The organism is Burkholderia sp. S-53 (genome assembly GCF_025560745.1).
Taxonomy (GTDB): Bacteria; Pseudomonadota; Gammaproteobacteria; order Burkholderiales; family Burkholderiaceae; genus Burkholderia; species Burkholderia pyrrocinia.
On the sequence record NZ_CP090483.1, the window covers coordinates 3,609,713 to 3,632,931 of the forward strand.

General features: G+C 67.6%; 21 protein-coding genes. 12 read left to right on the top strand and 9 right to left on the bottom strand.

The annotated features are described in order from the left end of the window. Positions 1 to 278 precede the first annotated feature (278 nt). The 3 genes from dksA (at position 279) to hslU (ending at position 2,816) form a co-directional block, all read left to right on the top strand. A complete protein-coding gene (gene dksA, locus LXM88_RS21790; protein WP_006477498.1) occupies positions 279 to 695 on the top strand; it encodes an RNA polymerase-binding protein DksA in 417 nt (138 codons plus the stop codon). A 230-nt stretch (positions 696 to 925) separates the two neighbouring features. Further along, positions 926 to 1,462: an ATP-dependent protease subunit HslV gene (gene hslV / locus LXM88_RS21795; RefSeq protein WP_069618205.1), complete on the top strand. Its 537-nt coding sequence runs from the start codon at positions 926 to 928 to the stop codon at positions 1,460 to 1,462. A gap of 10 nt (positions 1,463 to 1,472) precedes the next feature. After that, the gene (gene hslU, locus LXM88_RS21800) at positions 1,473 to 2,816 is read left to right on the top strand and encodes an ATP-dependent protease ATPase subunit HslU (protein ID WP_262537931.1); all 1,344 of its coding nucleotides are present in this window, start codon (positions 1,473 to 1,475) and stop codon (positions 2,814 to 2,816) included. Between the two features lie 168 nt (positions 2,817 to 2,984). Here the strand turns inward: hslU and LXM88_RS21805 are convergent, their stop codons facing one another. From LXM88_RS21805 to LXM88_RS21815, 3 genes are all read right to left on the bottom strand, one after another. Beyond that, positions 2,985 to 3,527: a response regulator transcription factor gene (locus tag LXM88_RS21805; protein WP_011546464.1), complete on the bottom strand. Its 543-nt coding sequence runs from the start codon at positions 3,525 to 3,527 to the stop codon at positions 2,985 to 2,987. 13 nt (positions 3,528 to 3,540) lie between these two features. Continuing rightward, the gene (locus tag LXM88_RS21810; RefSeq protein WP_262537935.1) at positions 3,541 to 4,959 is read right to left on the bottom strand and encodes an ATP-binding protein; all 1,419 of its coding nucleotides are present in this window, start codon (positions 4,957 to 4,959) and stop codon (positions 3,541 to 3,543) included. A gap of 90 nt (positions 4,960 to 5,049) precedes the next feature. Further along, entirely contained in the window at positions 5,050 to 5,274 is a 225-nt protein-coding gene (locus LXM88_RS21815) for a cysteine-rich CWC family protein (protein ID WP_262537937.1), read from the bottom strand. A 294-nt stretch (positions 5,275 to 5,568) separates the two neighbouring features. On the opposite strand from LXM88_RS21815, the gene argB reads away from it, so the two are divergent. From argB to LXM88_RS21855, 8 genes are all read left to right on the top strand, one after another. Continuing rightward, positions 5,569 to 6,468 (top strand): acetylglutamate kinase, encoded by a 900-nt coding sequence (gene argB / locus LXM88_RS21820; protein WP_006754950.1) that lies wholly within the window; start codon positions 5,569 to 5,571, stop codon positions 6,466 to 6,468. Beyond that, a complete protein-coding gene (locus LXM88_RS21825) occupies positions 6,465 to 7,256 on the top strand; it encodes a pyrimidine 5'-nucleotidase (protein ID WP_262537940.1) in 792 nt (263 codons plus the stop codon). Before argB ends, LXM88_RS21825 begins: the two co-directional genes overlap by 4 nt. Further along, complete coding sequence (gene slmA / locus LXM88_RS21830) at positions 7,223 to 7,891, top strand: nucleoid occlusion factor SlmA (protein ID WP_262537945.1); 669 nt, start codon at positions 7,223 to 7,225, stop codon at positions 7,889 to 7,891. The genes LXM88_RS21825 and slmA overlap by 34 nt, the downstream gene beginning before the upstream one ends. Positions 7,892 to 8,075: 184 nt before the next feature. Then, positions 8,076 to 11,045: an autotransporter family protein gene (locus LXM88_RS21835; RefSeq protein ID WP_262537948.1), complete on the top strand. Its 2,970-nt coding sequence runs from the start codon at positions 8,076 to 8,078 to the stop codon at positions 11,043 to 11,045. Between the two features lie 257 nt (positions 11,046 to 11,302). Beyond that, positions 11,303 to 12,448, top strand: a complete 1,146-nt coding sequence (metX, locus tag LXM88_RS21840; RefSeq protein WP_262537950.1) for a homoserine O-succinyltransferase MetX — start codon at positions 11,303 to 11,305, stop codon at positions 12,446 to 12,448. Continuing rightward, positions 12,445 to 13,053, top strand: a complete 609-nt coding sequence (gene metW, locus LXM88_RS21845) for a methionine biosynthesis protein MetW (RefSeq protein WP_021156285.1) — start codon at positions 12,445 to 12,447, stop codon at positions 13,051 to 13,053. Before metX ends, metW begins: the two co-directional genes overlap by 4 nt. Before the next feature lie 96 nt (positions 13,054 to 13,149). Further along, positions 13,150 to 14,571, top strand: coding sequence for an AmpG family muropeptide MFS transporter (locus tag LXM88_RS21850; RefSeq protein WP_262537954.1), 1,422 nt, complete (start codon positions 13,150 to 13,152; stop codon positions 14,569 to 14,571). Then, positions 14,561 to 15,613, top strand: coding sequence for a M48 family metallopeptidase (locus tag LXM88_RS21855; RefSeq protein WP_262537957.1), 1,053 nt, complete (start codon positions 14,561 to 14,563; stop codon positions 15,611 to 15,613). The genes LXM88_RS21850 and LXM88_RS21855 overlap by 11 nt, the downstream gene beginning before the upstream one ends. 20 nt (positions 15,614 to 15,633) lie before the next feature. Here the strand turns inward: LXM88_RS21855 and LXM88_RS21860 are convergent, their stop codons facing one another. Further along, positions 15,634 to 16,602, bottom strand: coding sequence for an AraC family transcriptional regulator (locus LXM88_RS21860; RefSeq protein WP_262537959.1), 969 nt, complete (start codon positions 16,600 to 16,602; stop codon positions 15,634 to 15,636). Positions 16,603 to 16,831: 229 nt separating this feature from the next. Between LXM88_RS21860 and LXM88_RS21865 the strand changes: the two genes are divergently transcribed. Then, entirely contained in the window at positions 16,832 to 17,884 is a 1,053-nt protein-coding gene (locus LXM88_RS21865) for an NAD(P)-dependent alcohol dehydrogenase (protein WP_262537962.1), read from the top strand. A 132-nt stretch (positions 17,885 to 18,016) separates the two neighbouring features. Here LXM88_RS21865 and LXM88_RS21870 read toward each other — a convergent pair whose 3' ends face one another. The 5 genes from LXM88_RS21870 to gatC form a co-directional block, all read right to left on the bottom strand. Further along, positions 18,017 to 18,790, bottom strand: a complete 774-nt coding sequence (locus LXM88_RS21870; protein ID WP_262537965.1) for an exodeoxyribonuclease III — start codon at positions 18,788 to 18,790, stop codon at positions 18,017 to 18,019. Positions 18,791 to 18,830: 40 nt separating this feature from the next. Then, complete coding sequence (locus tag LXM88_RS21875) at positions 18,831 to 19,670, bottom strand: polyphosphate kinase 2 family protein (protein ID WP_262537969.1); 840 nt, start codon at positions 19,668 to 19,670, stop codon at positions 18,831 to 18,833. 118 nt (positions 19,671 to 19,788) lie between these two features. After that, entirely contained in the window at positions 19,789 to 21,264 is a 1,476-nt protein-coding gene (gene gatB, locus LXM88_RS21880; protein ID WP_262537970.1) for an Asp-tRNA(Asn)/Glu-tRNA(Gln) amidotransferase subunit GatB, read from the bottom strand. Between the two features lie 2 nt (positions 21,265 to 21,266). Further along, a complete protein-coding gene (gene gatA / locus LXM88_RS21885) occupies positions 21,267 to 22,757 on the bottom strand; it encodes an Asp-tRNA(Asn)/Glu-tRNA(Gln) amidotransferase subunit GatA (protein ID WP_262537973.1) in 1,491 nt (496 codons plus the stop codon). A 69-nt stretch (positions 22,758 to 22,826) separates the two neighbouring features. Next, positions 22,827 to 23,126: an Asp-tRNA(Asn)/Glu-tRNA(Gln) amidotransferase subunit GatC gene (gatC, locus tag LXM88_RS21890; RefSeq protein WP_262537975.1), complete on the bottom strand. Its 300-nt coding sequence runs from the start codon at positions 23,124 to 23,126 to the stop codon at positions 22,827 to 22,829. Positions 23,127 to 23,219: the final 93 nt, after the last annotated feature.

Here is a 23,219-nt window from a genome sequence, read left to right on the forward strand (position 1 = left end):
AACAGGCCCGGTTCTTGCTGAACCAGTTTTCCGGGCATCGCAACCGCGCCGGATCGCCAATCCGCCACCCGGCCGCGGCCGATGCGATCTGCCGCGCAGCATACCGGTTCGCCGCGCGCGCAAATCCGCGCCAGGCCTATCCTGGTATTTGAGAACCGGTTTTCCAGAGGCTTTCGGCCCCGCGGCGGCAAATCGCAAATGAATGCAAACGCGGTTGCGGGTAATCCCAAAGTGCAGGCAATATCTCTTGATTTGCCGCACATTGAAGAAGCAAGCAGATGACGAAGAAACTCTTGACCGAAGCCGAAATCCTGAAGATGAGCGACAAGGATTACATGAATGAGGATCAGCTCGCCTTCTTCAAAAATCGGCTCGAACAGTTGCAGGCGGACATCCTCAAGAATGCAGGCCAGACGACCGAGAACCTGCGCGAAACGGTGATCGTGCCCGATCCCGCCGATCGCGCGACGATCGAGGAAGAGCACGCGCTCGAGCTGCGTACGCGCGATCGCGAACGCAAGCTCCTCAAGAAGGTTCAGCAGTCGCTCGCCCGCATCGATTCCGGCGATTACGGCTGGTGCGAGGAAACCGGCGAGCCGATCGGCATTCCGCGCCTGCTCGCGCGTCCGACCGCCACGCTGTCGCTCGAGGCGCAGGAGCGCCGCGAGTTGCGCCAGAAGCTGTTCGGCGACTGATCGAGCGGCGTTCCGCTCCGACACGCTGCTTCCCGAAAGCGCGCGGCCTGCCGCGCGCTTTTTGTTTTTCCGGCACCGGTTCCCGGCCGATTTGCCTCCCGCCTCTTGATATCCCGGCGCGCGCCCTAAAATGAAACGGACGCGCGCCGGGCCGCTCCCCGGCGCACTGCGATTCACGCGGCGGCGCCTCGCGCCGCCCGACTCTTCCCCGTTTTTCTCAAGGAACGCAGATGGAGCAATTTCACGGCACGACCATCGTTTCGGTCCGGCGCGGCGACCAGGTCGCGCTCGGCGGCGACGGCCAGGTAACCCTCGGCAACATCGTCATGAAGGGTGGCGCGCGGAAAGTGCGGCGGATCTACAACAACCAGGTTCTGGTCGGATTCGCGGGCGGCACCGCCGATGCGTTCTCGCTGCTCGACCGCTTCGAGGCGAAGCTCGAGAAGCACCAGGGCAACCTGACCCGTGCGGCCGTCGAGCTCGCGAAGGACTGGCGCACCGACCGGATGCTGCGCCGCCTCGAGGCGATGCTGATCACGGCCGATGCAACCACCACGCTCGTGATCACCGGCAACGGCGACGTGCTCGACCCCGAAGGCGGCATCTGCGCGATCGGCTCGGGCGGCGCGTACGCGCAGGCCGCGGCCCGCGCGCTCGTCGAGAACACCGATCTGTCGCCGCGCGAGATCGTCGAGAAGTCGCTCGGGATCGCCGGCGACATGTGCATCTACACGAACCACAACCGCATCATCGAAACGATCGAGTAAGGACCGCACCATGAGCACCATGACCCCTGCCGAGATCGTCTCGGAACTCGACAAGCACATCATCGGCCAGAACAAGGCGAAGAAGGCCGTCGCGGTCGCGCTGCGCAACCGCTGGCGCCGCCAGCAGGTCGCCGATCCGCTGCGCACGGAAATCACGCCGAAGAACATCCTGATGATCGGGCCGACGGGCGTCGGCAAGACCGAAATCGCGCGCCGCCTCGCGAAGCTCGCCGATGCGCCGTTCATCAAGATCGAAGCGACCAAGTTCACCGAAGTCGGCTACGTCGGCCGCGACGTCGACAGCATCGTGCGCGACCTGATCGAGATCTCGGTCAAGCAGACGCGCGAATCCGAGATGCGCAAGGTGCGCAGCAAGGCGACCGACCAGGCGGAAGACCGCATCCTTGACATCCTGCTGCCGCAACCGCGCGCGGTGGGCTTCGGCGGCAATGCCGAACACGCGAACGACGACAACAACGCGACGCGCCAGACGTTCCGCAAGCGCCTGCGCGAAGGCCAGCTCGACGACAAGGAAGTCGAGCTCGACCTCGAGCAGCCGTCGGCCGGCATGGACATCATGGCGCCGCCCGGGATGGAAGAGATGACCGAGCAGATCCGCTCGATGTTCTCGAACCTCGGCAGCGGCAAGAAGCAGCGCCGCAAGGTGAAGATCAAGGAAGCGCTGAAGCTGCTGACCGACGAGGAAGCGGCGAAGATGCTCAACGACGAGGAAGTGAAGACGAAGGCCGTGCAGAACGTCGAGCAGAACGGCATCGTGTTCCTCGACGAGATCGACAAGATCACGTCGCGCAACAACGAAGGCAGTGGCGGCGAAGTGTCGCGCCAGGGTGTGCAGCGCGACCTGCTGCCGCTCGTCGAAGGCACGACGATCAACACGAAGTACGGGATGGTGAAGACCGATCACATCCTGTTCATCGCGAGCGGCGCGTTCCATCTCGCGAAGCCGAGCGACCTGATCCCGGAACTGCAGGGCCGCTTCCCGATCCGCGTCGAGCTCGAATCGCTGTCGGTGGAAGACTTCGAGGCGATCCTCGACGCGACCGACGCGAGCCTCGTCAAGCAGTATCAGGCGCTGCTCGCGACCGAGGACGTGCAGCTCGAATTCGCCCAGGACGGCATCCGTCGCCTCGCGGAGATCGCGTATGCGGTCAACGAGAAGACCGAGAACATCGGTGCGCGCCGGCTGTACACGGTGATCGAGAAGCTGCTCGAGGAAGTGTCGTTCTCGGCGGGCAACCACGCCGGCGAGCGCGTGACGATCGACGCGAAGTATGTCGACCGGGCGCTCGGCGAAGTGTCGCAGGACGAAGACCTGTCGCGCTACGTGCTGTAACGCGCGCGGCGGCGAATGCAAAACGGGCGACCCGGCGGGTCGCCCGTTTTCGTTGGGGCGTCCGGCAGACAGCCGGGCACGGCCTGCCCGCATGCGCGATCGCCCATCGCAACCCGCACCGCCCGTCGTACGGCATCGCCACCCGCGGCGGCGGCCGCGGCGCGCCGCTTACTGCCGCACCGGCTTCTTCGCGAGCTTGCGCTGCAGCGTGCGGCGGTGCATGTTCAGCGCGCGCGCGGTCGCCGAGATGTTGTTGTTGTTCTCCGCGAGCACGCGCTGGATGTGCTCCCATTCGAGCCGGTCGACCGACAGTACGACCGGATTCTCGAGCGCCTCGTCGGCCTGCACTTCGGTCGCGTTGGTCTGCAGCGCAGCCAGGATCGACTCGACGTTCGCGGGCTTCGCGAGATAGTTGTCGGCGCCTTCCTTCACGGCCTGCACGGCGGTCGCGATGCTCGCGTAGCCGGTCAGCACCAGAATCCGCGCATCGGGCTGCAGGTCGCACAGCGGCGCGATCAGGCTCAGGCCCGAATCCTCGCCGAGATGCAGGTCGACGGTGATGAACTGGAACTTGCCGCCCGCGGCGAGCCTGAGCGCCGTCTCCTTGTCGTGCGCCTGCTGGACCGCGTAACCGCGACGCTCGAGGCCGCGCGCGAGCGTGCCCGCGAACACCTCGTTGTCGTCGATCACCAGGAAATTGTTCTCGCTCATGTGGTTTCTCCGTCTACGTGTTGGTTGAGGCGGCCGGCGCCGCGACGCGCACGACCGGCAGGCGCAGCACGGCCCGCGTGCCGCGCCCGGCGGTTGCGCCGGCCGGGCGGCTGTCCGGCGTGCCGGCCGTTCGTTCGGTCGCGCGTTCGCCCGCGCGTTGGCCCGCTGCGGCAGCGGCGTGGCCATTCGCCGCACCGCCGGCTCGTCCGTTGCCGCCCGCCGCGCGCGGCGTGACATCGGACAGTTCGATCTCGCCGCCGAGCCGCGCGGCCGCACTGAACGCGAGATACAGGCCGACCCCGTGCCCGCCCTGCGTGCTGTCGACCGGCATCGCGCCGAGCGATTCGCGCAGCGCGGCCGGAATGCCGGGCCCGTCGTCGCATACCTCGAATTCGATCTCGTCGGCCGAGCGGTCGTGCGCGACCTTCGCGGCCAGTGTGACGCGCTGCGGGCTCGCGCGCGCGGCGTTGTCGAGCAGGATCGTCAGGATCTGGCCGGCCGCGACCGTGTCGTCGAGCGCGACGCCCGCCGGACGCGCGCCGAGCAGCTCGAACTGCACGTGCGGATGCCGCAGGCGCCAGTGCTCGACGAACGTGTCGAGCCAGTCGTCCACCGGCTGGCGGCTCGCCGGCGCGCTCGCGCGGCTGCGCAGGCGCGCGAGCGCCGACGTGCAGAGCGTCATCTGTTCCTCGAGCACCTTCAGGTCGGCTTCGTAGCGGGCCAGCCCCGGATCGGCGCGCGCCGCGTCGCGCAACTCCTCGGCGAGCATCGCGATCGTCGACAGCGGCGTGCCCATCTCGTGCGCGACGGTGGCGGCCTGCACGCCCAGCGCGACCGCCCGCTCGTCGCGCAGCAGGTGCTGCTGCGCTTCGCCGAGCGCCGCATCGCGCTGGCGCAGCGCATTCGACATGCGCGCGACGAACCACGCGATCAGCCCGACGCTGACCATGAAGTTCGCCCACATCCCGGTGCGGTAGTAGTCGAACAGGTTCGCGGGATTATCCATGTTGAGCGGCACCGAATCGAAGCCGAGCGCCGCGTAGCACGCAACCGCGAACGCCGCGAGCCAGATCATCAGGTGCCACGGCAGCACGGCCGCCGCGATCGCGAGCGACGGCAGGTACAGCGACACGAACGGGTTGGTCGTGCCGCCCGACAGGAACAGCAGCGCGGACAGCGCACCGAGGTCGACCCACAGCTGGCCGAGCAGCTCGAAATTGGTCTCGGGCCGCGCGCGCAGCACGCGCACCCAGGTCAGCGCGTTGAAAACGATTTCGAGCGCGATGACCATCAGCATCGCCGGCAACGGCAGATGCACGCCGAAATAGGTCTGCACGACGCCGATCGTCACGAGCTGGCCAATGATCGCAAGATTGCGAAGCCAGAACAGGTGACTGAGGTTGACGCGCCCGGTGGTGGTGATTCGTTGCATCCGGGCAGTTTACCCGTTTAGCGGGCGGCGCCTCTAGCGGGGCCGGATCGGAGCGGGCAAACGGGAGGACCGCATGCACGACCAGCGCCGTCAGCCGGCCGTGCCGGCCAGGCGCTGCGCGATTTCGTCGGCCAGGCACTCGGGGCACCGGCAGCGCGCGCCGGCCACCGGCTGTGTGCCGCCGGGCAGCACCGGCATCGACGCGCACCAGCATTCGAACGGTTGCGTGCGCGCGCCGCAGTCGAAGCCGCGCCCGCAGTGCGGGCAGCGCACGCGGCGCGGGGCGGAACGGTCGGCGGCGGCGGAATCGGTCATGGCGGAATCGCGGAAGCGGGCGTGAAGTCGCCCCACGCGACAAGCATAGCGCGGCGGGCGGATCCTGCACGCCGGTCGTCCGGCCGGGGTTCGTCGCGAACGCGCGCGGACCAACCCGCCGCCACTGCCCGCGCACCGCCGCCCGCATCGCGCAGCGCCATAGCCAGCGGGCCGCCGCGCAGGGTGTCCGACCCGCGCCGACCGCCTTCCGGCCAGCCCAAAAACCCGATGCTGCGCTGCGCCACTCCTGTACAATTCGCCGTGTTTCAATCGTTCCCAGCCTGAGCCGCCGCCATGTCCGAGCCCATCGACCTCTCGCAGATCGCCCCCACGCTGAAAGCAGAAATCCTCGCCGAGGCGCTGCCGTACATCCGCCGTTACCACGGCAAGACCGTGGTCATCAAATACGGCGGCAACGCGATGACGGAAGAGCGGCTCAAGCAAGGCTTCGCGCGCGACGTGATCCTGCTGAAACTGGTCGGCATCAACCCGGTGATCGTCCACGGCGGCGGTCCGCAGATCGACCAGGCGCTGAAGAAGATCGGCAAGGCCGGCACCTTCATCCAGGGCATGCGCGTCACCGACGAAGAGACGATGGAAGTCGTCGAATGGGTGCTGGGCGGCGAAGTGCAGCAGGACATCGTGACGCTGATCAACCACTTCGGCGGCCACGCGGTGGGCCTGACGGGCAAGGACGGCGGCCTGATCCACGCGCGCAAGCTGCTGATGCCGGACCGCGACAACCCGGGCCAGTACATCGACATTGGCCAGGTCGGCGAAGTCGAGGCGATCAACCCGGCGGTCGTGAAGGCGCTGCAGGACGACGCGTTCATCCCGGTGATCTCGCCGATCGGCTTCGGCGAAGACGGCCTGTCGTACAACATCAATGCGGACCTCGTCGCGGGCAAGCTCGCCACGGTGCTGAACGCCGAGAAGCTGCTGATGATGACCAACATCCCGGGCGTGATGGACAAGGACGGCAACCTGCTGACCGATCTGTCCGCGCGCGAGATCGACGCGCTGTTCGAAGACGGCACGATTTCGGGCGGCATGCTGCCGAAGATCTCGTCGGCGCTCGACGCCGCGAAGAGCGGCGTGAAGTCGGTGCACATCGTCGACGGCCGGATCGAGCACTCGGTGCTGCTGGAAATCCTGACCGAGCAGCCGTTCGGCACGATGATCCGCTCGCATTGAGCGCGCGCCGCAAGCCCCCCAGCCCCGACCTGCCGGCCCCGCTGCGGCGCCGGCGCATCTCGCGCAGCCGGCCGCGCGCCGGCGCGCCCGTCTGGCTGTTCGATCTCGACAACACGCTGCACCACGCATCGCACGCGATCTTTCCCGAGATCAACCGTGCGATGACGCAATACATCATCGACACGCTCAACGTCGAGCGCGCCGAAGCCGACCGCTTGCGCACCGGCTACACGCAGCGCTACGGCGCCGCGCTCCTCGGCCTCGCGCGCCATCACCCGATCGATCCGCACGACTTCCTGCGCGTGGTCCACACGTTCACCGATCTTCCCGCGATGGTGCGCGCCGAGCGCGGCCTCGCACGCATCATCGCCGCGTTGCCGGGCCGCAAGTTCGTGCTGACCAACGCGCCGGAGAACTATGCGCGCGCGGTGCTGCGCGAGTTGCGCATCGAGCGGCTGTTCGAGCGCGTGATCGCGATCGAGCACATGCGCGACCGCCGCACGTGGCGCGCGAAGCCCGACCACATGATGCTGCGCCGAACGCTGCGCGCCGTGCATGCGCGCCTGTCCGACGCGATCCTCGTCGAGGACACGCGCGGCCACCTGAAGCGCTACAAGCGCCTCGGCATCGGCACGGTCTGGATTACCGGCCATCTTCCCGGCCACCTGCCGGGTACCGGCCGCCCGCTTTATGTCGACCAGCGGATTCGTTCGTTAAAATCGCTTCGACTGGGCACTCGATCGGGGCGACAGAAATGCAGCCGACTCACCCGCAGGACCAAGCCGTAACGGACGATCAGGCATCACCCACCCGCACCCGTACGCGCCCGAAGCCGGGCGAGCGCCGCGTGCACATCCTGCAGACGCTCGCGACGATGCTCGAGGCGCCGAAGCGCGAGAAGATCACGACGGCCGCGCTGGCGGCCCGGCTCGACGTGTCGGAAGCAGCGCTGTACCGCCATTTCCCGAGCAAGGCGAAGATGTACGAGGGGCTGATCGAGTTCATCGAGCAGTCGCTGTTCGGCCTCGTCAACCAGATCGTCGCGAAGGAGCCGAACGGCGTGCAGCAGGCGCGCACGATCGCGCTGACGATGCTCAATTTCGCTGCGAAGAACCCGGGGATGACGCGCGTGCTGACCGGCGAGGCGCTGGTCGGCGAGGACGAGCGGCTCACCGAGCGCGTGAACCAGTTGCTCGACCGCATCGAGGCAACCGTCAAGCAGTGCCTGCGGGTCGCGCGCACGGAGGCTGCCGCACCCGACGGTGCGGCGCCCTTCCCGCTGCCGGCCGATTACGACCCGGCCGCGCGCGCAAGCCTGCTCGTCAGCTATGTGATCGGCAGGTGGCACCGCTTCGCGAAGGGCGGGTTCCAGAAATCGCCCGGCGAGCAGGCCGACGCGCATTTGCGGCTGATTCTGCAATGACCGGCGCCTGACGCGCGCGTCCGGCGCGCTCGCGATGCAGCCGACGCTGCGTCGCAATTCGAACTCGTCCAATATCGCATTCCCTCTGATCGGGTTAATTTTCACCCGTTTGCAATACAACGGGAGTGATCAGGTGAATCGCGAGTTTCCGCATTGTCAGACGTCCTCCGGCCGACAGCGCGCCGTGGCCGCGCCGCGCTGTTCGCTGCCGTCCGCACCGCGCGCAACGCTGCTCGCGCGTGCCGCGCTGCTTGCCGGCGCGATCATCCCGTGGCCATCATCGGCCCAGATCACCGACGGCGGCGCACAACGCGCGGACGGCGTCACGCTGGAAACCGCTCCCGGCGACTATTCGACGAGCAACTTCGCCAGCCCGGTGTTTTCCGCAGTCAACGGCGGCATGCTGACCACCACCGGCAAGACGCGGCTGTTCGCGACCGGCACCTATTCGTCGGGGGCTTCCGCTTTCGGCGACGGGTCGCGCATTGCGCTGCGCGACACTGAAATCCGCACCCGCGGGTTCATCGGGACGGGCATCGACGTTCGCGCAGGCAGCAGCGCGACAGCCGAAAACATCTCGATCGACACCGACGGAAGAAGTGCACACGGCGTCTATGTCGACGTCAGCGGCAGCCGCGTCGACGTCACCGGCAGCGCGATCGTCACGCGCGGCCGCGAAGCGCACGGCATCGCGGTGAACAACGCACCCGGTGCGATCGTGAACGCCACCGATACGATCGTCCGCACCAGCGGCGACTTCGCATACGGCACGTTCGTCAGCTACGACGACATCCATGCAACGCTTGCTCGCACCGACATCCGGACGAGCGGGGCCTACGCGTCCGGGCTGTTCATGCCCGGCGCGTCCTCGGTCACGTTCAGCGACGCGCGCGTGGCCACCGACGGCGACCAGGCGCTCGGCATCGACACGCGCAGCGGCCGTGTCGAACTCGCGCGCACGCACGTGCACACGCAAGGCATCAACACGCACGGGCTGTATGCCTCGCAGGAAGGTAGCGAGACACCGGTCGTGCTTGCAACGGACACTGACGTGACGACAGCCGGCGACCGTTCGGTCGGTGCCGTCGCGCGGCTCGGCGGCAAGGTCGCCGTGACGCGCGGCGGGATCGCGACGGGCGGCGAACGCGCGTATGGCGTGCTCGCCAGCGGCGCCGGCTCCGTGGCGTCGCTCACGGACGCCACGGTGACGACGAGCGGCGTGGACGGCACGGCGCTGCGGGCAAGCGCCGGCGGCACGATCGGCCTGTCACGCACCGACGTGCGCACGACTGGCGACGGCGCGTGGGCCGCCGGCATTCACGGCGGCACGCTGACCGTCGATGGCGGCTCGCTCGTCAGTGAGCGGCACGGCGCGATCGACGTTTCGGACGCACGCGTCTCGCTGCAAAACGGCGCGCGCGTCGCCGGCGGCAACGGCACGCTGTTGTTCGTCGACGCACGCTCGGGTGCACCGGTGCGGCTGACGCTCGATACGGACGCGCAAGCCGCCGGCGACATCGTGAACCGGCCGGCGGACGGCGGCGCCCCGCCGTCGCCCGCCGTGACCGATGTCGTGCTGTCCAATGGCGCCGCGTGGACGGGCGCGACCGACGCGGTACGCGCGCTGTCGCTCGACACGAACAGCCGGTGGACCGTCACCGCGGATTCGTCGGTCGGCTCCGTCGCGCTGAACGGTTCGACCATCGCATTCGCGGCTTCCGATGCGGGCGCGCCGCGCACGCTCGTCGTCTCGGGCGACTACGCGGCGCGCGACGGCAGGCTCGTCGTCAACACGACGCTGAACGACGACGCATCGCCGTCCGACCGGATCGTGATCGACGGCGGGCACGCGTCCGGCCATACCGGCATCGCCGTCCGGCGTGCCGGCGGCAACGGCGCACAGACCACCGTCGGCATCCCGATCGTCGAGACCCGCAACGGCGGCACGACGGATACCACCGCATTCACGCTCGACACCGGATCGGACGGTTACCGCCGCAGCTTCGGCACGCTGTCCGCCGGTGGCTACGACTACATGCTCGCGCGCAGCGGAAACGGCGGAAAGGAACACGACTGGTATCTCGTTTCCGCCGCGCGGCCCGAGCCGCCGGTGCCGCCCGGCCCGGTCGATCCCGAACCGCCTGTCCACCCCGAAATCCCGCCGCCGCCGCCTCCGCCTCCGCGCGCCGTCGCACCCGAGCCCGACGCGTATCTGGCCAATGCCGACGCCGCCGCGACGATGGCGATCCACACGCTGCATCAGCGGGAAGATCGCACGCTGCGCACTGGAGATACCGCATCACGCCCGTTCGACGGCGCTGTCTGGCTGCGCGCAGAGGGCCAGATCACATCGATATCGGGCGGCAATCGCAGCGTGTCCGGAAACGGCCGCCTGATTCACGCGGGCGCCGACCTGTTCCGTTTCGACGACGGTCGCGGCGGCCACTTCCGGGTCGGCGCGATGGGCATGTACGGCAGCCAGACGAGCTGGTCGACTCGCCCGCTGTGGAATGCCATCGAGCAGCGCGTCGCCGATGCCACCGCGCGCGGAAGCGTGTCCGGTTACAACATCGGCCTGTACGGCACCTGGTACGGCAACCGCGACATTCTGACCGGCCCTTACGTCGATGCGTGGGCCCTGGTCGGCGCCTATGCGAACAGCGTCGGCGGCAGTCTCGCGGCCGACTCGTACCGATCGCGCACCGTGACGGGTTCGCTGGAAGGTGGTTATTCGTTCCGTTTCTACGAGCGCGGCGACACGCGTTTCCATGTCGAGCCCGAAGCGCAGCTCGTCGTGTCGGACTATCGCGCGGACGCCCATCGCGTTGCGGGCGGCCGTCTCGACGGGCAGGGCTCGACCGACGTGCTGACCCGCGTCGGCGTACGCGTGCATGGCGTGACGATCACGCCGTCCGGACGTGAACTTCGGCCGTTCATCGACGCGAACTGGTGGCATGGCCCCGGGTCGCGGACGCTCACGCTCGACGGCAATGCGTTCTCGTTCGACGTGCCGCGCGATCGCGCGGCATTCCGGATCGGCGCGACCGGGCAGTGGTCGAAACGCTTCGCGGTATCGGCCGGCCTCGGGCTGGAGTCGAACCTGTCCGACTATGCGGTCGTCAAGGGCGAGCTGGCGGCGAAGTACCGGTGGTGACACCATGCGCCGGCGGCCCGCCGCGGCCGCCCCGAAATCCGCTTGCCGCAAATTCCGCTATACTCTGCCGACCTGCCGCCTCCTTGGCGGCGTGTCGGAAGCGCGCCGATTTGCTGACTCGATTGCGGGCGCGCGAACCGGCCGGGGCCTCGTCCCGGCGGTTCACTACAAATGCGGCTAAAGAGGTCGTCAGCCGCGCATCTCCGACTCCGCGCATCGCCGACACCATTTAGCTGCCCAGTCATAAGGCGGAACGAATGGAATCGATCGGCATCGTCGCTCCACAGACCATGCACTTCGCCGAACCGCTGCGCTTGCAAAGCGGCAGCGCGCTCGGCCACTATCAGCTCGTCGTCGAGACGTACGGCGAACTCAACGCCGCGCGCTCGAACGCGGTGCTCGTCTGCCATGCGCTCAACGCATCGCATCACGTCGCCGGCGTCTACGCGGACGATCCGCGCAGCACCGGCTGGTGGGACAACATGGTCGGCCCCGGCAAGCCGCTCGACACCAACCGCTTCTTCGTGATCGGCGTGAACAACCTCGGCTCGTGTTTCGGCTCGACCGGCCCGATGAGCATCGATCCGTCGTCCGGCAAGCCGTACGGTGCGCGTTTTCCGGTCGTCACCGTCGAGGACTGGGTGCACGCGCAGGCGCGCGTCGCCGACGCGTTCGGCATCGAGCGCTTCGCCGCGGTGATGGGCGGCAGCCTCGGCGGGATGCAGGCGCTCGCGTGGAGCCTGATGTATCCGGAGCGCGTCGCGCACTGCATCGACATCGCGTCGACGCCGAAGCTGTCCGCGCAGAACATCGCGTTCAACGAGGTCGCGCGTTCGGCGATCCTGTCCGATCCCGACTTCCACGGCGGCGACTACTACGCGCACGGCGTGAAGCCGAAGCGCGGCCTGCGCGTCGCGCGGATGATCGGCCACATCACGTACCTGTCCGACGACGACATGGCCGAGAAATTCGGCCGCGCGCTGCGCCGTGCCGACGGCGCGCTAGACGCGTACAACTTCAGCTTCGACGTCGAGTTCGAGGTCGAGTCGTACCTGCGCTACCAGGGCGACAAGTTCGCCGACTACTTCGACGCGAACACCTACCTGCTGATCACGCGCGCGCTCGACTACTTCGACCCGGCGAAGGCGTTCGACGGCAACCTGACGGCCGCGCTCGCGCAGACGCAGGCGAAATACCTGATCGCGAGCTTCTCGACCGACTGGCGTTTCGCGCCGGCGCGTTCGCGCGAGATCGTGAAGGCGCTGCTCGACAACAAGCGCACGGTCAGCTACGCGGAAATCGACGCGCCGCACGGCCACGACGCGTTCCTGCTCGACGACGCGCGTTATCACAACCTGATCCGCGCGTATTACGAACGAATCGCCACGGAGGTGGGTGCATGAACCAGCAAGCGCTGAATTCCCTGTCCGCGCGCGCGGACTTCCGCACGATCGCACGCTGGGTCGAGCCGCGCTCGACGGTGCTCGACCTCGGCTGCGGCGACGGCTCGCTGCTCGCGCTGCTGATGGAAGAACTGGACGTCACCGGCTACGGGATCGAACTGAACGACGCGGGTGTACTCGCGAGCGCGAAGAACGGCATCAACGTGATCCAGCAGAACCTCGAGGACGGCCTGCGCCTGTTCGAGGACCACAGCTTCGACATCGCGATCCTGTCGCAAACCCTGCAGACGATCCACCAGACGGCCGCGATCCTGCGCGAAACGGCGCGCGTCGGCCGCGAGTGCATCGTGTCGTTCCCGAACTTCGGCTACTGGTCGCACCGGCTGTCGGTGCTGCACGGCCGGATGCCCGTGTCGAAATCGCTGCCGTACCAGTGGCACAACACGCCGAACGTGCGGGTGCTGACGATCAAGGATTTCGAGGCGCTCGCGCCCGAAGTCGGCGTCACGATCCTCGACCGCGTCGTGCTGCACGAAGGCCAGCCGATTCGATGGGGAGCGAACTGGCGTGGTAGTCTTGCTGTCTACCGCGTCAAGCGCAGCTGAGCCGGGGGGCCGTTGACGAACGCCGGGCCCGGCCCGCGCCGCTCCCCCCGCTGCGCGCTGCCGCCGCAATCAGTCAACGCTACCCAGTTCCAGTCCATGTCGAAAACGCCACACGAGGCGCCCGCACTCACCGCTCACGAGGATCACCCCGGCTGGCGAGCCTATCTGAACACGCACATGCTGATCTGCGTGTTCCTGGGCTTCACGTCGGGCCTGCCGCTGTTCACGCTCGTCTACCTCGTGCAGGCATGGCTGCGCTCCGAGGGCGTGAACCTGAAGGAAATCGGCCTGTTCGCGCTGATCCAGTTCCCGTATACGTGGAAGTTCCTGTGGGCGCCGCTGATGGACCGCTACCTCCCGCGCCTGCCCGGCTGGCGGCCGGGCCGCCGGCGCGGCTGGATGCTGCTCACGCAGGTGCTGGTCGCGGGCGCGATCGCCGCGCTCGGCTTCGTGTCGCCGCGCGATTCGATCTGGACGGTTGCCGCGCTCACGACGCTCGTCGCGTTCTTCGGCGCGAGCTCGGACATCGTGATCGACGCGTATCGCCGCGAGCTGCTGCGCGACACCGAGCAGGGCCTCGGCAACGCGGTGCACGTGAACGCGTACAAGCTCGCCGCGCTGATCCCCGGCTCGCTGGCGCTGATCCTGTCCGACCACATGCCGTGGGACGTCGTGTTCGCGATCACCGGCGCGTTCATGCTGCCGGGCATCCTGATGACGCTCGTCGTGCGCGAGCCGGAAGTGGTCGGTGCACCGCCGCGCAACCTGCGCGACGCGATCGTGCTGCCGTTCCGCGAATTCATCCAGCGCGACGGCTGGACCGGCGCGCTGCTCGTCATCGCGTTCATCTTCCTGTTCAAGATCGGCGACACGATGGCCACCACGCTGTCGACGTCGTTCTTCCTCGACATCGGCTTTACGCGCACCGAGATCGGCATCGTCGCGAAAACCACCGCGCTCGTCGCGAGCGTCGCCGGCGGCATCATCGGCGGCATCTGGCTCGTGAAGATCGGCATCGGCCGCGGGCTGTGGATCTTCGGCGCGCTGCAGATGGTGTCGACGCTCGGCTTCGCGTGGCTCGCGCAGCTCGGCCCCGGTTCGCCCGTTCTCGCGATGCTCTACGACTTCACCGTGTCGACGAGCCATGCGATCGCATCGGCGCTGTCGGTGTTCGGCATTGCCGTCGCGCCGCAATTCAGCCCGATGACGGTCGCGCTCGCGCTCGTCTACGGCGTCGAAACCTTCACCACCGGCCTGACGATGGCCGCGTTCGTCGCGTATATCGCCAGCACGACCGACCCGCGCTACACGGCCACGCAGTTCGCGCTGTTCACGAGCCTCGCATCGGTGCCGCGCACGCTCGCATCGGCCGCGAGCGGCTTCATCGTCGCGAAGATCGGCTGGTTCGACTATTTCATCGTGTGCACCGCGCTCGCGATTCCCGGCATGCTGCTGCTGTTCAGGATCGCGCCGTGGAACGGCGCCGCACGCAACGGCGAGGCCAGCCGTGCGCAGTGACCGACTGCACCGCCTCGCGCGCGTTGCGGCTACGTTGAGCGTCGGTGCCGCGGCACTCTCCGCAGGATTCGCGCACGCGGCCGACACCGGCGCGGCCGCGGCAGGCTCCGCGCCGGCCGCTGCGCAGGCAACGCCAGCCACCCCGGCGGCTTCGGCCGCACCCGTCCCGCCGTCAGCCGCCGAAGCCGCGCAGCCGACCGGCGGCGCCGTGTCGGCGAAGGCTTATACGCCGACGCCGCAGCAGGTCCGCTACGGCAACGAGATCGCGTTCCGTACGCTGCTTCCGTCGCCGCTACTCGAGCAGCTCACCGGGAACGAATACGCGCAGATCGTGCAGGCGGCCGCCGACAGCAACCGCCTGCTGCCCGCGAACCAGCCGCGCGTGAAGCACCTGCACGCGATCGTCGCGAAGCTCGCGCCGTATTCGGTGAAGTGGAACGATCGCGTGAAGAACTGGACGTGGGACGTCAACGCGATCCGCTCGCGCGACATCCGCCTGACTTGCCTGCCGGGCGGCAAGGTGCTCGTGTATAGCGGCCTGCTCGACCGCATCCGCCTGAACGACGACGAGCTCGGCGTGCTCCTCGCGCACAGCATCGCGCACGCGCTGCGCGAACACGCGCGCAGCAACTTCAGCGCGGCGTCGCAGACGTCGCTGCGCGCGGCCGCGCTGCCGCCGCTGTTCGGCGTCGGCGATCCGCTGCCGCAGGCACTGAACCTCGGCGAGCGCCTGCAGACGCTCCATTACGACCCGACCGACGAGACCGAAGCGGACGTGATCGGCGGCGACATCGCCGCACGCGCGGGCTTCGATCCGCGCGCGGCGATCACGCTGTGGGACAAGCTCGCGGCCGCGACGCGCGCGAACAAGGCGACGGGCTTCATCTACACGCATCCGTACAGCGCCGCCCGGCGCCAGGATCTGCTGAACCGCCTGCCGGACCTGATGCCGCTGTACGCGAAGGCTACGGCCAAGCATCTCGACACGCTGCCCGACTACGCGGGCATCAGCGCGCAGCGACGCAAGGTCGTGCGGCGCTAGGCGGCGCGCGAAACCGATCGTCAAGCGCCGACGTCCGCCGCGGCCGGCCTGGCCGGCGCCGCGTCCGCCCCAAGGATGCCGCTCTCGCGCATCCAGCGCACTTCGTCACCGGGGCTCCGGCCGAACAGCCGCTTGAACTCGCGGCTGAACTGCGACGCGCTCGCATAACCGACGCGCGCGGCGGCCGTGCCGGCGCCGACCCCGTCCTGCACCATCATCAGCCGCGCCTGATGCAGCCGCGCGGCCTTCACGTACTGCATCGGCGACGTCGCCGTCACGTGCTTGAACTGCGCGTGGAACACCGCGAGGCTCATCCCCGCCTCGCGCGCGAGCGTCTCGACGTCGAGATCGGTCTTCAGCTCCGCATGGATACGCCGCAGCGCCTTCGCGATGCGGCCGAAATGATGCTGCTGCACGAGCGCCGCGCGGATCGCGTCGCCCTGCGCGCCCGTCAGCACGCGATACGCGATCTCGCGCATGATCGCCGGCCCCAGCACGCGCGTGTCGTGCGGCGACACGAGCGCTTCGAGCAGCCGCACCACCGCGTCGGCCAGCGGCGCGTCGAGGGGCGTCGAATAGACGCCGAGCGGCTCGCTGACGGCCGCGCCGAGCGTCTCGTCGAGCAGGATCGCGAGCTCGGCGATCACTGCGAGATCGATGCGGATCGAGATCGCGAGAAACGGCTCGTCCATGCTCGCGAAAGTCTCGCATTCGAACGGCAGCGGCACCGACAGCACGAGATACTGCTGCGCGTCGTAGACGAACGAACGATCGCCGAGATAACCGAGCTTGCGCCCCTGGCACACGACGATGATGTTCGGTTCGTACAGCACGGGCATGCGCGGCGCGGGACGGCTCACGCGAATCAGGCGCACGCCGTCGAGCGCCGCCAGCGTGTCGCCCTCGTTCGGCGCGAGGCGCGTATGCAGCTCGATCATGCGGCGCTGCACACGGTCGCCCGCATTGGCAAAAAGGGGCTGGAAGCTCATCGGCGTGGTCCTGTCCGGCAAGAGAATCTGGCTCGCAATGTAGCACCATGAATGCGTTTTGACGGCTGTTCGCGTGCAATTCGAGAGGAATAGGCAAATCTTCCAGACCTTCGTGTATTTCGCCGCGGCGCCGCGCTCCTTACGATGACGTCCTGCCTCGCCGCATCGCCACATGATGCGACGGCAGTTCGTTTCGCCGGATGTTATTCCCGGACAAGGAGCCCCCTGCATGAGCACCACCTACGCTTACGCGGCAACCGATTCGCAGTCGCCGCTCGCCCCGTTCGAATTCCAGCGTCGCGCGCTGCGCGACCTCGACGTCCAGATCGACGTCCTCTACTGCGGCGTCTGCCACTCGGACCTGCACCAGGCCCGCAACGAATGGCGCAACACGATCTTCCCGGTCGTGCCGGGCCATGAAATCGTCGGCCGCGTGACCGCGACCGGCCCGCAGGTATCGCGCTTCAAGGTCGGCGAGCTGGTCGGCGTCGGCTGCCTCGTCGATTCGTGCCGCACCTGCCCGAGCTGCGCCGACGGCCTCGAGCAGTATTGCGAGAACGGCTTCGTCGGCACCTACAACGGCCAGGACCGCGTGACGGGCGACGTCACGTATGGCGGCTATTCGACGCAGCTCGTCGTCGACGAGGCGTTCGTGCTGCGCGTGCCCGAAACGCTTGATCCGGCCGGCGCCGCGCCGCTGCTGTGCGCGGGGATCACGACCTACTCGCCGCTGCGGCAGTGGAACGTCGGCCCCGGCAAGAAGGTCGGCATCGTCGGTCTCGGCGGCCTCGGCCACATGGGCGTGAAGCTGGCGCGCGCGATGGGCGCGCACGTCGTGCTGTTCACGACGTCGCCGTCGAAGATCGAAGACGGCAAACGCGTCGGCGCGCACGAAGTCGTGATCTCGAAGGACGAAGCGCAGATGAACGCGCACCTGAACAGCTTCGACTTCATCCTGAACACGGTCGCCGCGCAGCACGACCTGAACCCGTTCCTGAACCTGCTGAAGCGCGACGGCACGATGACGCTGGTCGGCGCGCCGGAGCACGACCATCCGTCGCCGCAGGTGTTCAACCTGATCTTCAAGCGCCGCCGCCTCGCGGGCTCGCTGATCGGCGGGATCGCGGAAACGCAGGAAATGCTCGACTTCTGCGCGGAGCACGGGATCACGTCGGACATCGAAACGATTCCGATGCAGCAGATCAACGAGGCCTACGAGCGGATGCTGAAGAGCGACGTGAAGTACCGGTTCGTGGTCGACATGGCATCGATCAAGCACTGAGCGTCGCTGGGCGGCAGGCACGATCGCCGCACCGAAGCAAAAACAAAACGGGCCGCATGTTCGACATGCGGCCCATTCTGCATCCTGCAATCGGAGGGTTCGACCGCTACGCGCACCGCGTAGCGCGGAAGGTCACTTCTTGTAGTCGTAGTCGATCGTCAGCGGCGCATGATCGCTGAACTTGATGTCCTTGAAGATCGACGTGCTTTTCGCGGTACCGGCCACGCCCGGCGTCGCGATCTGGTAGTCGATCCGCCACCCGACGTTCTTCGCATACGCCTGGCCGCGGTTGCTCCACCACGTGTACTGCTCGGCGCGCGGGTCGAGCGTGCGGAACACGTCGACATAACCGACGTCGTCGAACAGCTTCGTGAGCCACTCGCGTTCTTCCGGCAGGCAGCCCGAGTTCTTCTGGTTGCTCTTCCAGTTCTTGATGTCGATTTCCTTGTGGACGATGTTCACGTCGCCGCACAGGATCACCTCGCGCTTCTTCTTGAGCTGCGCGAGGTGCGGCATGAATTCGTCCATGAAGCGGTACTTCGCCTGCTGGCGCTCGTCGCCGCTCGAGCCGGACGGCACGTACACCGACACGACCGACAGCTTGCCGTAGCGCGCCTCGACGTAGCGCCCCTCGGAATCGAATTCGCTGCTGCCAAAGCCGATGATCACGTCATCGGGCTCGTGGCGGCTGTACACGCCCGCGCCGCTGTAGCCCTTCTTCTCGGCGTGGTGGAAGTAGCTCTTGAAGCCGTGCGGCTCGACGAATTCGGCCGGCAGGTCGTCGGCCGATACCTTGATTTCCTGCACGCACACGCAATCGGCGTTCTGTTCGCCAAGCCAGTCGAAGAAGCCCTTCTTCGCGGCGGAGCGGATGCCGTTCAGGTTGGCGGTAATCACTCGCATCATGTCGGGTTCCGTTCAGTTCGATGTTTTACAGGGTGGCAGCTTAACGGATCTTCACGCCTTCGAGCTCGGGCTTCGGCGGCGGGAATTCCAGCTTCATGTCGGTCATCGTGCGCAGCAGCAGCTCGGCGATCATCACGTTGCGGTGCGTCTTCGAGTCCGCCGGGATCACGTACCACGGCGCATGCTCGGCCGACGTCGCGGCGAGCGCGTCGCGGTACGCGGACTGGTACGCGTCCCAGTGCTTGCGCGCGTCGAGATCGGAGATGTCGAATTTCCAGTGCTTGGCCGGATCGTCGATGCGCGCCTGCAGCCGCTCGCGCTGCTCGTCCTTCGAGATGTGCAGGAAGCACTTGATGATGGTCGTGCCGTTCTCGACCAACATCGTCTCGAAATCGCGGATCTGCCGGTAGCGGCGCTCGCATTCCTTGCCGTCGATCGTATCGAGCACGCGCGGCACCAGCACGTCTTCGTAGTGGCTGCGGTTGAAGATCGCGAGCTCGCCCGCGGCCGGCACCTGCGCGTGTACGCGCCACAGGAAGTCGTGCGCGGCCTCGATCGGCGTCGGCGCCTTGAACGACACGACGCGCAGGCCGAGCGGATCGACCTCGCGGAACACCGCGCGCACGGTGCCGTCCTTGCCGCTGGTATCCATCCCCTGCAGCACGAGCAGCACGCGCTTCTTCTGCTGCGTGTGCAGGCGCTCCTGCTGCACGTCGAGCTCGGTCGACACGGCCGACAGCCGTTCGCGGTCGGCCTCCTTCGAACCGGTCGAAAACGGCTTCGCGGCCGGGTCGAACGCATCGAGCTGGAATGCCGCGGCTTCCTTCTCGCGCGTGCAGTAAGGCACGCGGAAATCGTCGAGCGACGGTTGTTTCGCCATTCGTTCCTCCGTTGGACGGTGTGGTGCATACGATAACGCATCCACCAAACGCAACGGGCCGCGCCGAACTGGTTCGGGGCGGCCCGTCGTCAAGCGCGGTTCAGGCGCGCGATCATCTTCAGCCGAGCTTCTTCTTCAGCAGTTCGTTGACCTGCTGCGGATTGGCCTTGCCCTTCGTCGCCTTCATCGCCTGGCCGATCAGCGCGTTGAACGCCTTTTCCTTGCCCGCGCGGAATTCCTCGACCGACTTCGCGTTCGCCGCGAGCACTTCGTCGATGATCGCCTCCAGCGCGCCGGTGTCGGAGATCTGCTTGAGCCCCTTCGCGTCGATGATGCGGTCGGCCGCGCCTTCGTCGTCCGCCTTCTCGTCCCAGATCGTCGAGAAGATTTCCTTCGCGATCTTGTTCGAGATCGTGCCGTCGGCGATGCGCTGCAGCACGAGGGCAAGCTGGGCCGCCGACACCGGAATCGCGTCGATCTCGATGCCGTCGCGGTTCAGCTGCGACGACACGTCGCCCATCAGCCAGTTCGCGGCGATCTTCGCGTTCGCCGCGCCGGCCTTCGCGACGACGGCCTCGAAATACGCGGCCATCGCCTTGGTCGACGTCAGCACGCCCGCGTCGTACGCGGACACGCCGTACTGCTCGACGAAGCGCTGCTGCATCGCGGCCGGCAGCTCGGGCATCCCGGACTGCACGCGCTCGATCCAGTCCTGGCCGATCACGAGCGGCATCAGGTCGGGGTCGGGGAAGTAGCGGTAGTCGTGCGCGTCTTCCTTGCTGCGCATCGAACGCGTCTCGCGCTTGTCCGGATCGTAGAGGCGCGTTTCCTGCACGACCTCGCCGCCGTCCTCGATCAGCTCGATCTGGCGCCGCACTTCGTAGTTGATCGCTTCCTCGAGGAACCGGAACGAGTTCAGGTTCTTGATTTCCGCGCGCGTGCCGAACTTCTCCTGGCCGACCGGGCGCACCGACACGTTCGCATCGCAGCGGAACGAGCCTTCCTGCATGTTGCCGTCGCAGATGCCGAGCCACACGACCAGCGCGTGCAGCGACTTCGCATAGGCCACGGCCTCGGCCGCGCTGCGCATTTCCGGCTCGGTGACGATCTCGAGCAGCGGCGTGCCCGCGCGGTTCAGGTCGATCCCCGTCATCCCGGCGAAGTCTTCATGCAGCGACTTGCCCGCATCTTCCTCGAGGTGCGCGCGGGTCAGGTTGACCGTCTTCTCGTACGCTTCCTTGCCGGCCTTTTCGTTGGCGGGCACCTGGATCGTGATCTGGCCGCCCTGCACGACCGGAATCTCGTACTGGCTGATCTGGTAACCCTTCGGCAGATCGGGGTAGAAATAATTCTTGCGCGCGAAGATACTGCGCGGCGCGATGGTCGAGCCGATCGCGAGGCCGAAGCGGATCGCGCGTTCGACCGCGCCGCGGTTCAGCACCGGCAGCACACCCGGCAGCGCCAGGTCGACCGGGCAGGCCTGCGTGTTCGGCTCGGCGCCGAACTGCGTCGACGCGCCCGAGAAAATCTTCGAGACGGTCGACAGTTGCGCGTGCGTCTCGAGACCGATAACGACTTCCCATTGAGTAGCCATGCTTACACCCCTGCCGGAACTTGCTTGTGCCAGTCGGTCGCGCGCTGGAACGCGTCGGCGACCTGCAGCATCCGGGCTTCGTTGAAATAGTTGCCGATGATCTGCAGGCCGACCGGGCGCTTCGCGTTCGCGCCCGCGCCGAAGCCGCACGGCACGCTCATGCCGGGCAGGCCGGCGAGGCTCACCGACAGCGTGTAGATATCCGCGAGATACATCTGCACCGGATCGTCGCCCTTCGCGCCGAGATCCCATGCGACCGTCGGCGATGCCGGGCCCATGATCACGTCGCAGGACTTGAACGCTTCCTGGAAATCCTGCGCGATGATGCGGCGGATCTTCTGCGCCTGCAGGTAGTACGCGTCGTAGTAGCCGTGCGACAGCACGTACGCGCCGACGAGAATCCGGCGCTTCACCTCGGGGCCGAAGCCTTCCGCGCGCGACTTCTTGTACATGTCGAGCAGGTCGCCGTACTGCGCGGCGCGATGGCCGAAGCGCACGCCGTCGAAACGCGACAGGTTCGACGACGCCTCGGCCGGCGCGATCACGTAGTACACGGGGATCGACAGTTCCGTCTTCGGCAGCGACACCGGCACGAGCGTCGCGCCGAGCGCCTCATACTGCTTCAGTGCGGCGTCGATCGCCGCGCGCACGTCGTCGGCGAGGCCGTCGCCGAAATACTCGTTCGGCAAGCCGATGCGCAGGCCCGCGAGCGGCTTGCCCGCGTCGTTGCCGGCCGCCCACGGCTGGCCGAGGTGGCGCGTGAAATCCTCGTCGTCGTGCTCGAGGCTGGTCGAGTCGCGTTCGTCGAAACCGGCCATCGCGTTCAGCAGCAGCGCGCAGTCGGACGCGCTCTGCGCCATCGGGCCGCCCTGGTCGAGCGACGACGCGAACGCGATCATCCCGTAGCGCGACACGCGGCCGTAGGTCGGCTTGATGCCCGTCACGCCCGCGAACGACGCGGGCTGGCGGATCGAGCCGCCGGTGTCGGTGCCGGTCGCGGCCGGCGCGAGGCGCGCGGCGACGGCGGCCGAACTGCCGCCCGAGCTGCCGCCCGGCACCGCGTTCGTGTCCCACGGGTTCTTCACCGCGCCGAACGCCGAATTCTCGTTCGACGAGCCCATCGCGAACTCGTCCATGTTGGTCTTGCCGAGCGTGACCATGCCGGCCGCCTGCAGGCGGGCGACGACGGTCGCGTCGAACGGGCTCTCGTAGTTCGCGAGCATCTTCGAGCCGGCGGTCGAGCGCCAGCCGCGCGTGACGAAGACATCCTTGTGCGCGATCGGCAAGCCGGTCAGCGCGCCGCCCGCGCCGCGCGCGAGCTCCGCGTCGGCGGCTTTCGCCTGCGCGAGGGTCAGATCGGCGTCGACGTGGACGAACGCGTTCAGGTCGCGTGCGGCGTCGATCCGTTTCAGGTAGTGCTGCGCGAGCTCGACGGCCGAGCATTCCTTGGCGGCGAGCGCGGCGCGCAGTTCGGTCAGGCTTTTTGCGTGCATTGAGTGGTTTTCCTGGGAATTCTGGGTCGCGCGCGGCGCTGGCCGGCCGGCGCGCTTGTCATCGAATGCTTACTCGATCACCTTCGGCACGAGATAGAGGCCGTCCTGGACGGCCGGCGCCGGACGCTGGTTGTCGTCGCGATCGACGACTTCCGTCACGGCGTCGTCGCGCAGGCGCTGCGCGACTGCCTGGATCTGTTCGATCGGGTGGGCGAGCGGCGCGATGCCGGCGGTGTCGACCGCCTGCATCTGCTCGACGAGGCCGAAGAATTCATTGAGCTGGCCGAGCATGTGCTCGGCGTCGGCGTCGGCCATTTCGAGTCGCGCCAGGTGCGCGATGCGTTTCACATCGGTCAGGGTCAGGGCCATGCGATCACCGGAAAAACAAGGCTGCGCAGCGCATCAAAAGCAGCACTGCGGCGGGGGGTTGGAGGGTGCGATCCCACCCTCAAAAATCGGGAC

What these genes read in the sequence shown, in the direction of transcription:
- dksA (WP_006477498.1), top strand. Translation starts at nt 279, where the DNA reads ATGACGAAGAAACTCTTGACCGAAGCCGAAATCCTGAAGATGAGCGAC.
- hslV (WP_069618205.1), top strand. Translation starts at nt 926, where the DNA reads ATGGAGCAATTTCACGGCACGACCATCGTTTCGGTCCGGCGCGGCGAC.
- hslU (WP_262537931.1), top strand. Translation starts at nt 1,473, where the DNA reads ATGAGCACCATGACCCCTGCCGAGATCGTCTCGGAACTCGACAAGCAC.
- LXM88_RS21805 (WP_011546464.1), bottom strand. Translation starts at nt 3,527, where the DNA reads ATGAGCGAGAACAATTTCCTGGTGATCGACGACAACGAGGTGTTCGCG.
- LXM88_RS21810 (WP_262537935.1), bottom strand. Translation starts at nt 4,959, where the DNA reads ATGCAACGAATCACCACCACCGGGCGCGTCAACCTCAGTCACCTGTTC.
- LXM88_RS21815 (WP_262537937.1), bottom strand. Translation starts at nt 5,274, where the DNA reads ATGACCGATTCCGCCGCCGCCGACCGTTCCGCCCCGCGCCGCGTGCGC.
- argB (WP_006754950.1), top strand. Translation starts at nt 5,569, where the DNA reads ATGTCCGAGCCCATCGACCTCTCGCAGATCGCCCCCACGCTGAAAGCA.
- slmA (WP_262537945.1), top strand. Translation starts at nt 7,223, where the DNA reads ATGCAGCCGACTCACCCGCAGGACCAAGCCGTAACGGACGATCAGGCA.
- metX (WP_262537950.1), top strand. Translation starts at nt 11,303, where the DNA reads ATGGAATCGATCGGCATCGTCGCTCCACAGACCATGCACTTCGCCGAA.
- metW (WP_021156285.1), top strand. Translation starts at nt 12,445, where the DNA reads ATGAACCAGCAAGCGCTGAATTCCCTGTCCGCGCGCGCGGACTTCCGC.
- LXM88_RS21850 (WP_262537954.1), top strand. Translation starts at nt 13,150, where the DNA reads ATGTCGAAAACGCCACACGAGGCGCCCGCACTCACCGCTCACGAGGAT.
- LXM88_RS21860 (WP_262537959.1), bottom strand. Translation starts at nt 16,602, where the DNA reads ATGAGCTTCCAGCCCCTTTTTGCCAATGCGGGCGACCGTGTGCAGCGC.
- LXM88_RS21865 (WP_262537962.1), top strand. Translation starts at nt 16,832, where the DNA reads ATGAGCACCACCTACGCTTACGCGGCAACCGATTCGCAGTCGCCGCTC.
- LXM88_RS21870 (WP_262537965.1), bottom strand. Translation starts at nt 18,790, where the DNA reads ATGATGCGAGTGATTACCGCCAACCTGAACGGCATCCGCTCCGCCGCG.
- LXM88_RS21875 (WP_262537969.1), bottom strand. Translation starts at nt 19,670, where the DNA reads ATGGCGAAACAACCGTCGCTCGACGATTTCCGCGTGCCTTACTGCACG.
- gatB (WP_262537970.1), bottom strand. Translation starts at nt 21,264, where the DNA reads ATGGCTACTCAATGGGAAGTCGTTATCGGTCTCGAGACGCACGCGCAA.
- gatA (WP_262537973.1), bottom strand. Translation starts at nt 22,757, where the DNA reads ATGCACGCAAAAAGCCTGACCGAACTGCGCGCCGCGCTCGCCGCCAAG.
- gatC (WP_262537975.1), bottom strand. Translation starts at nt 23,126, where the DNA reads ATGGCCCTGACCCTGACCGATGTGAAACGCATCGCGCACCTGGCGCGA.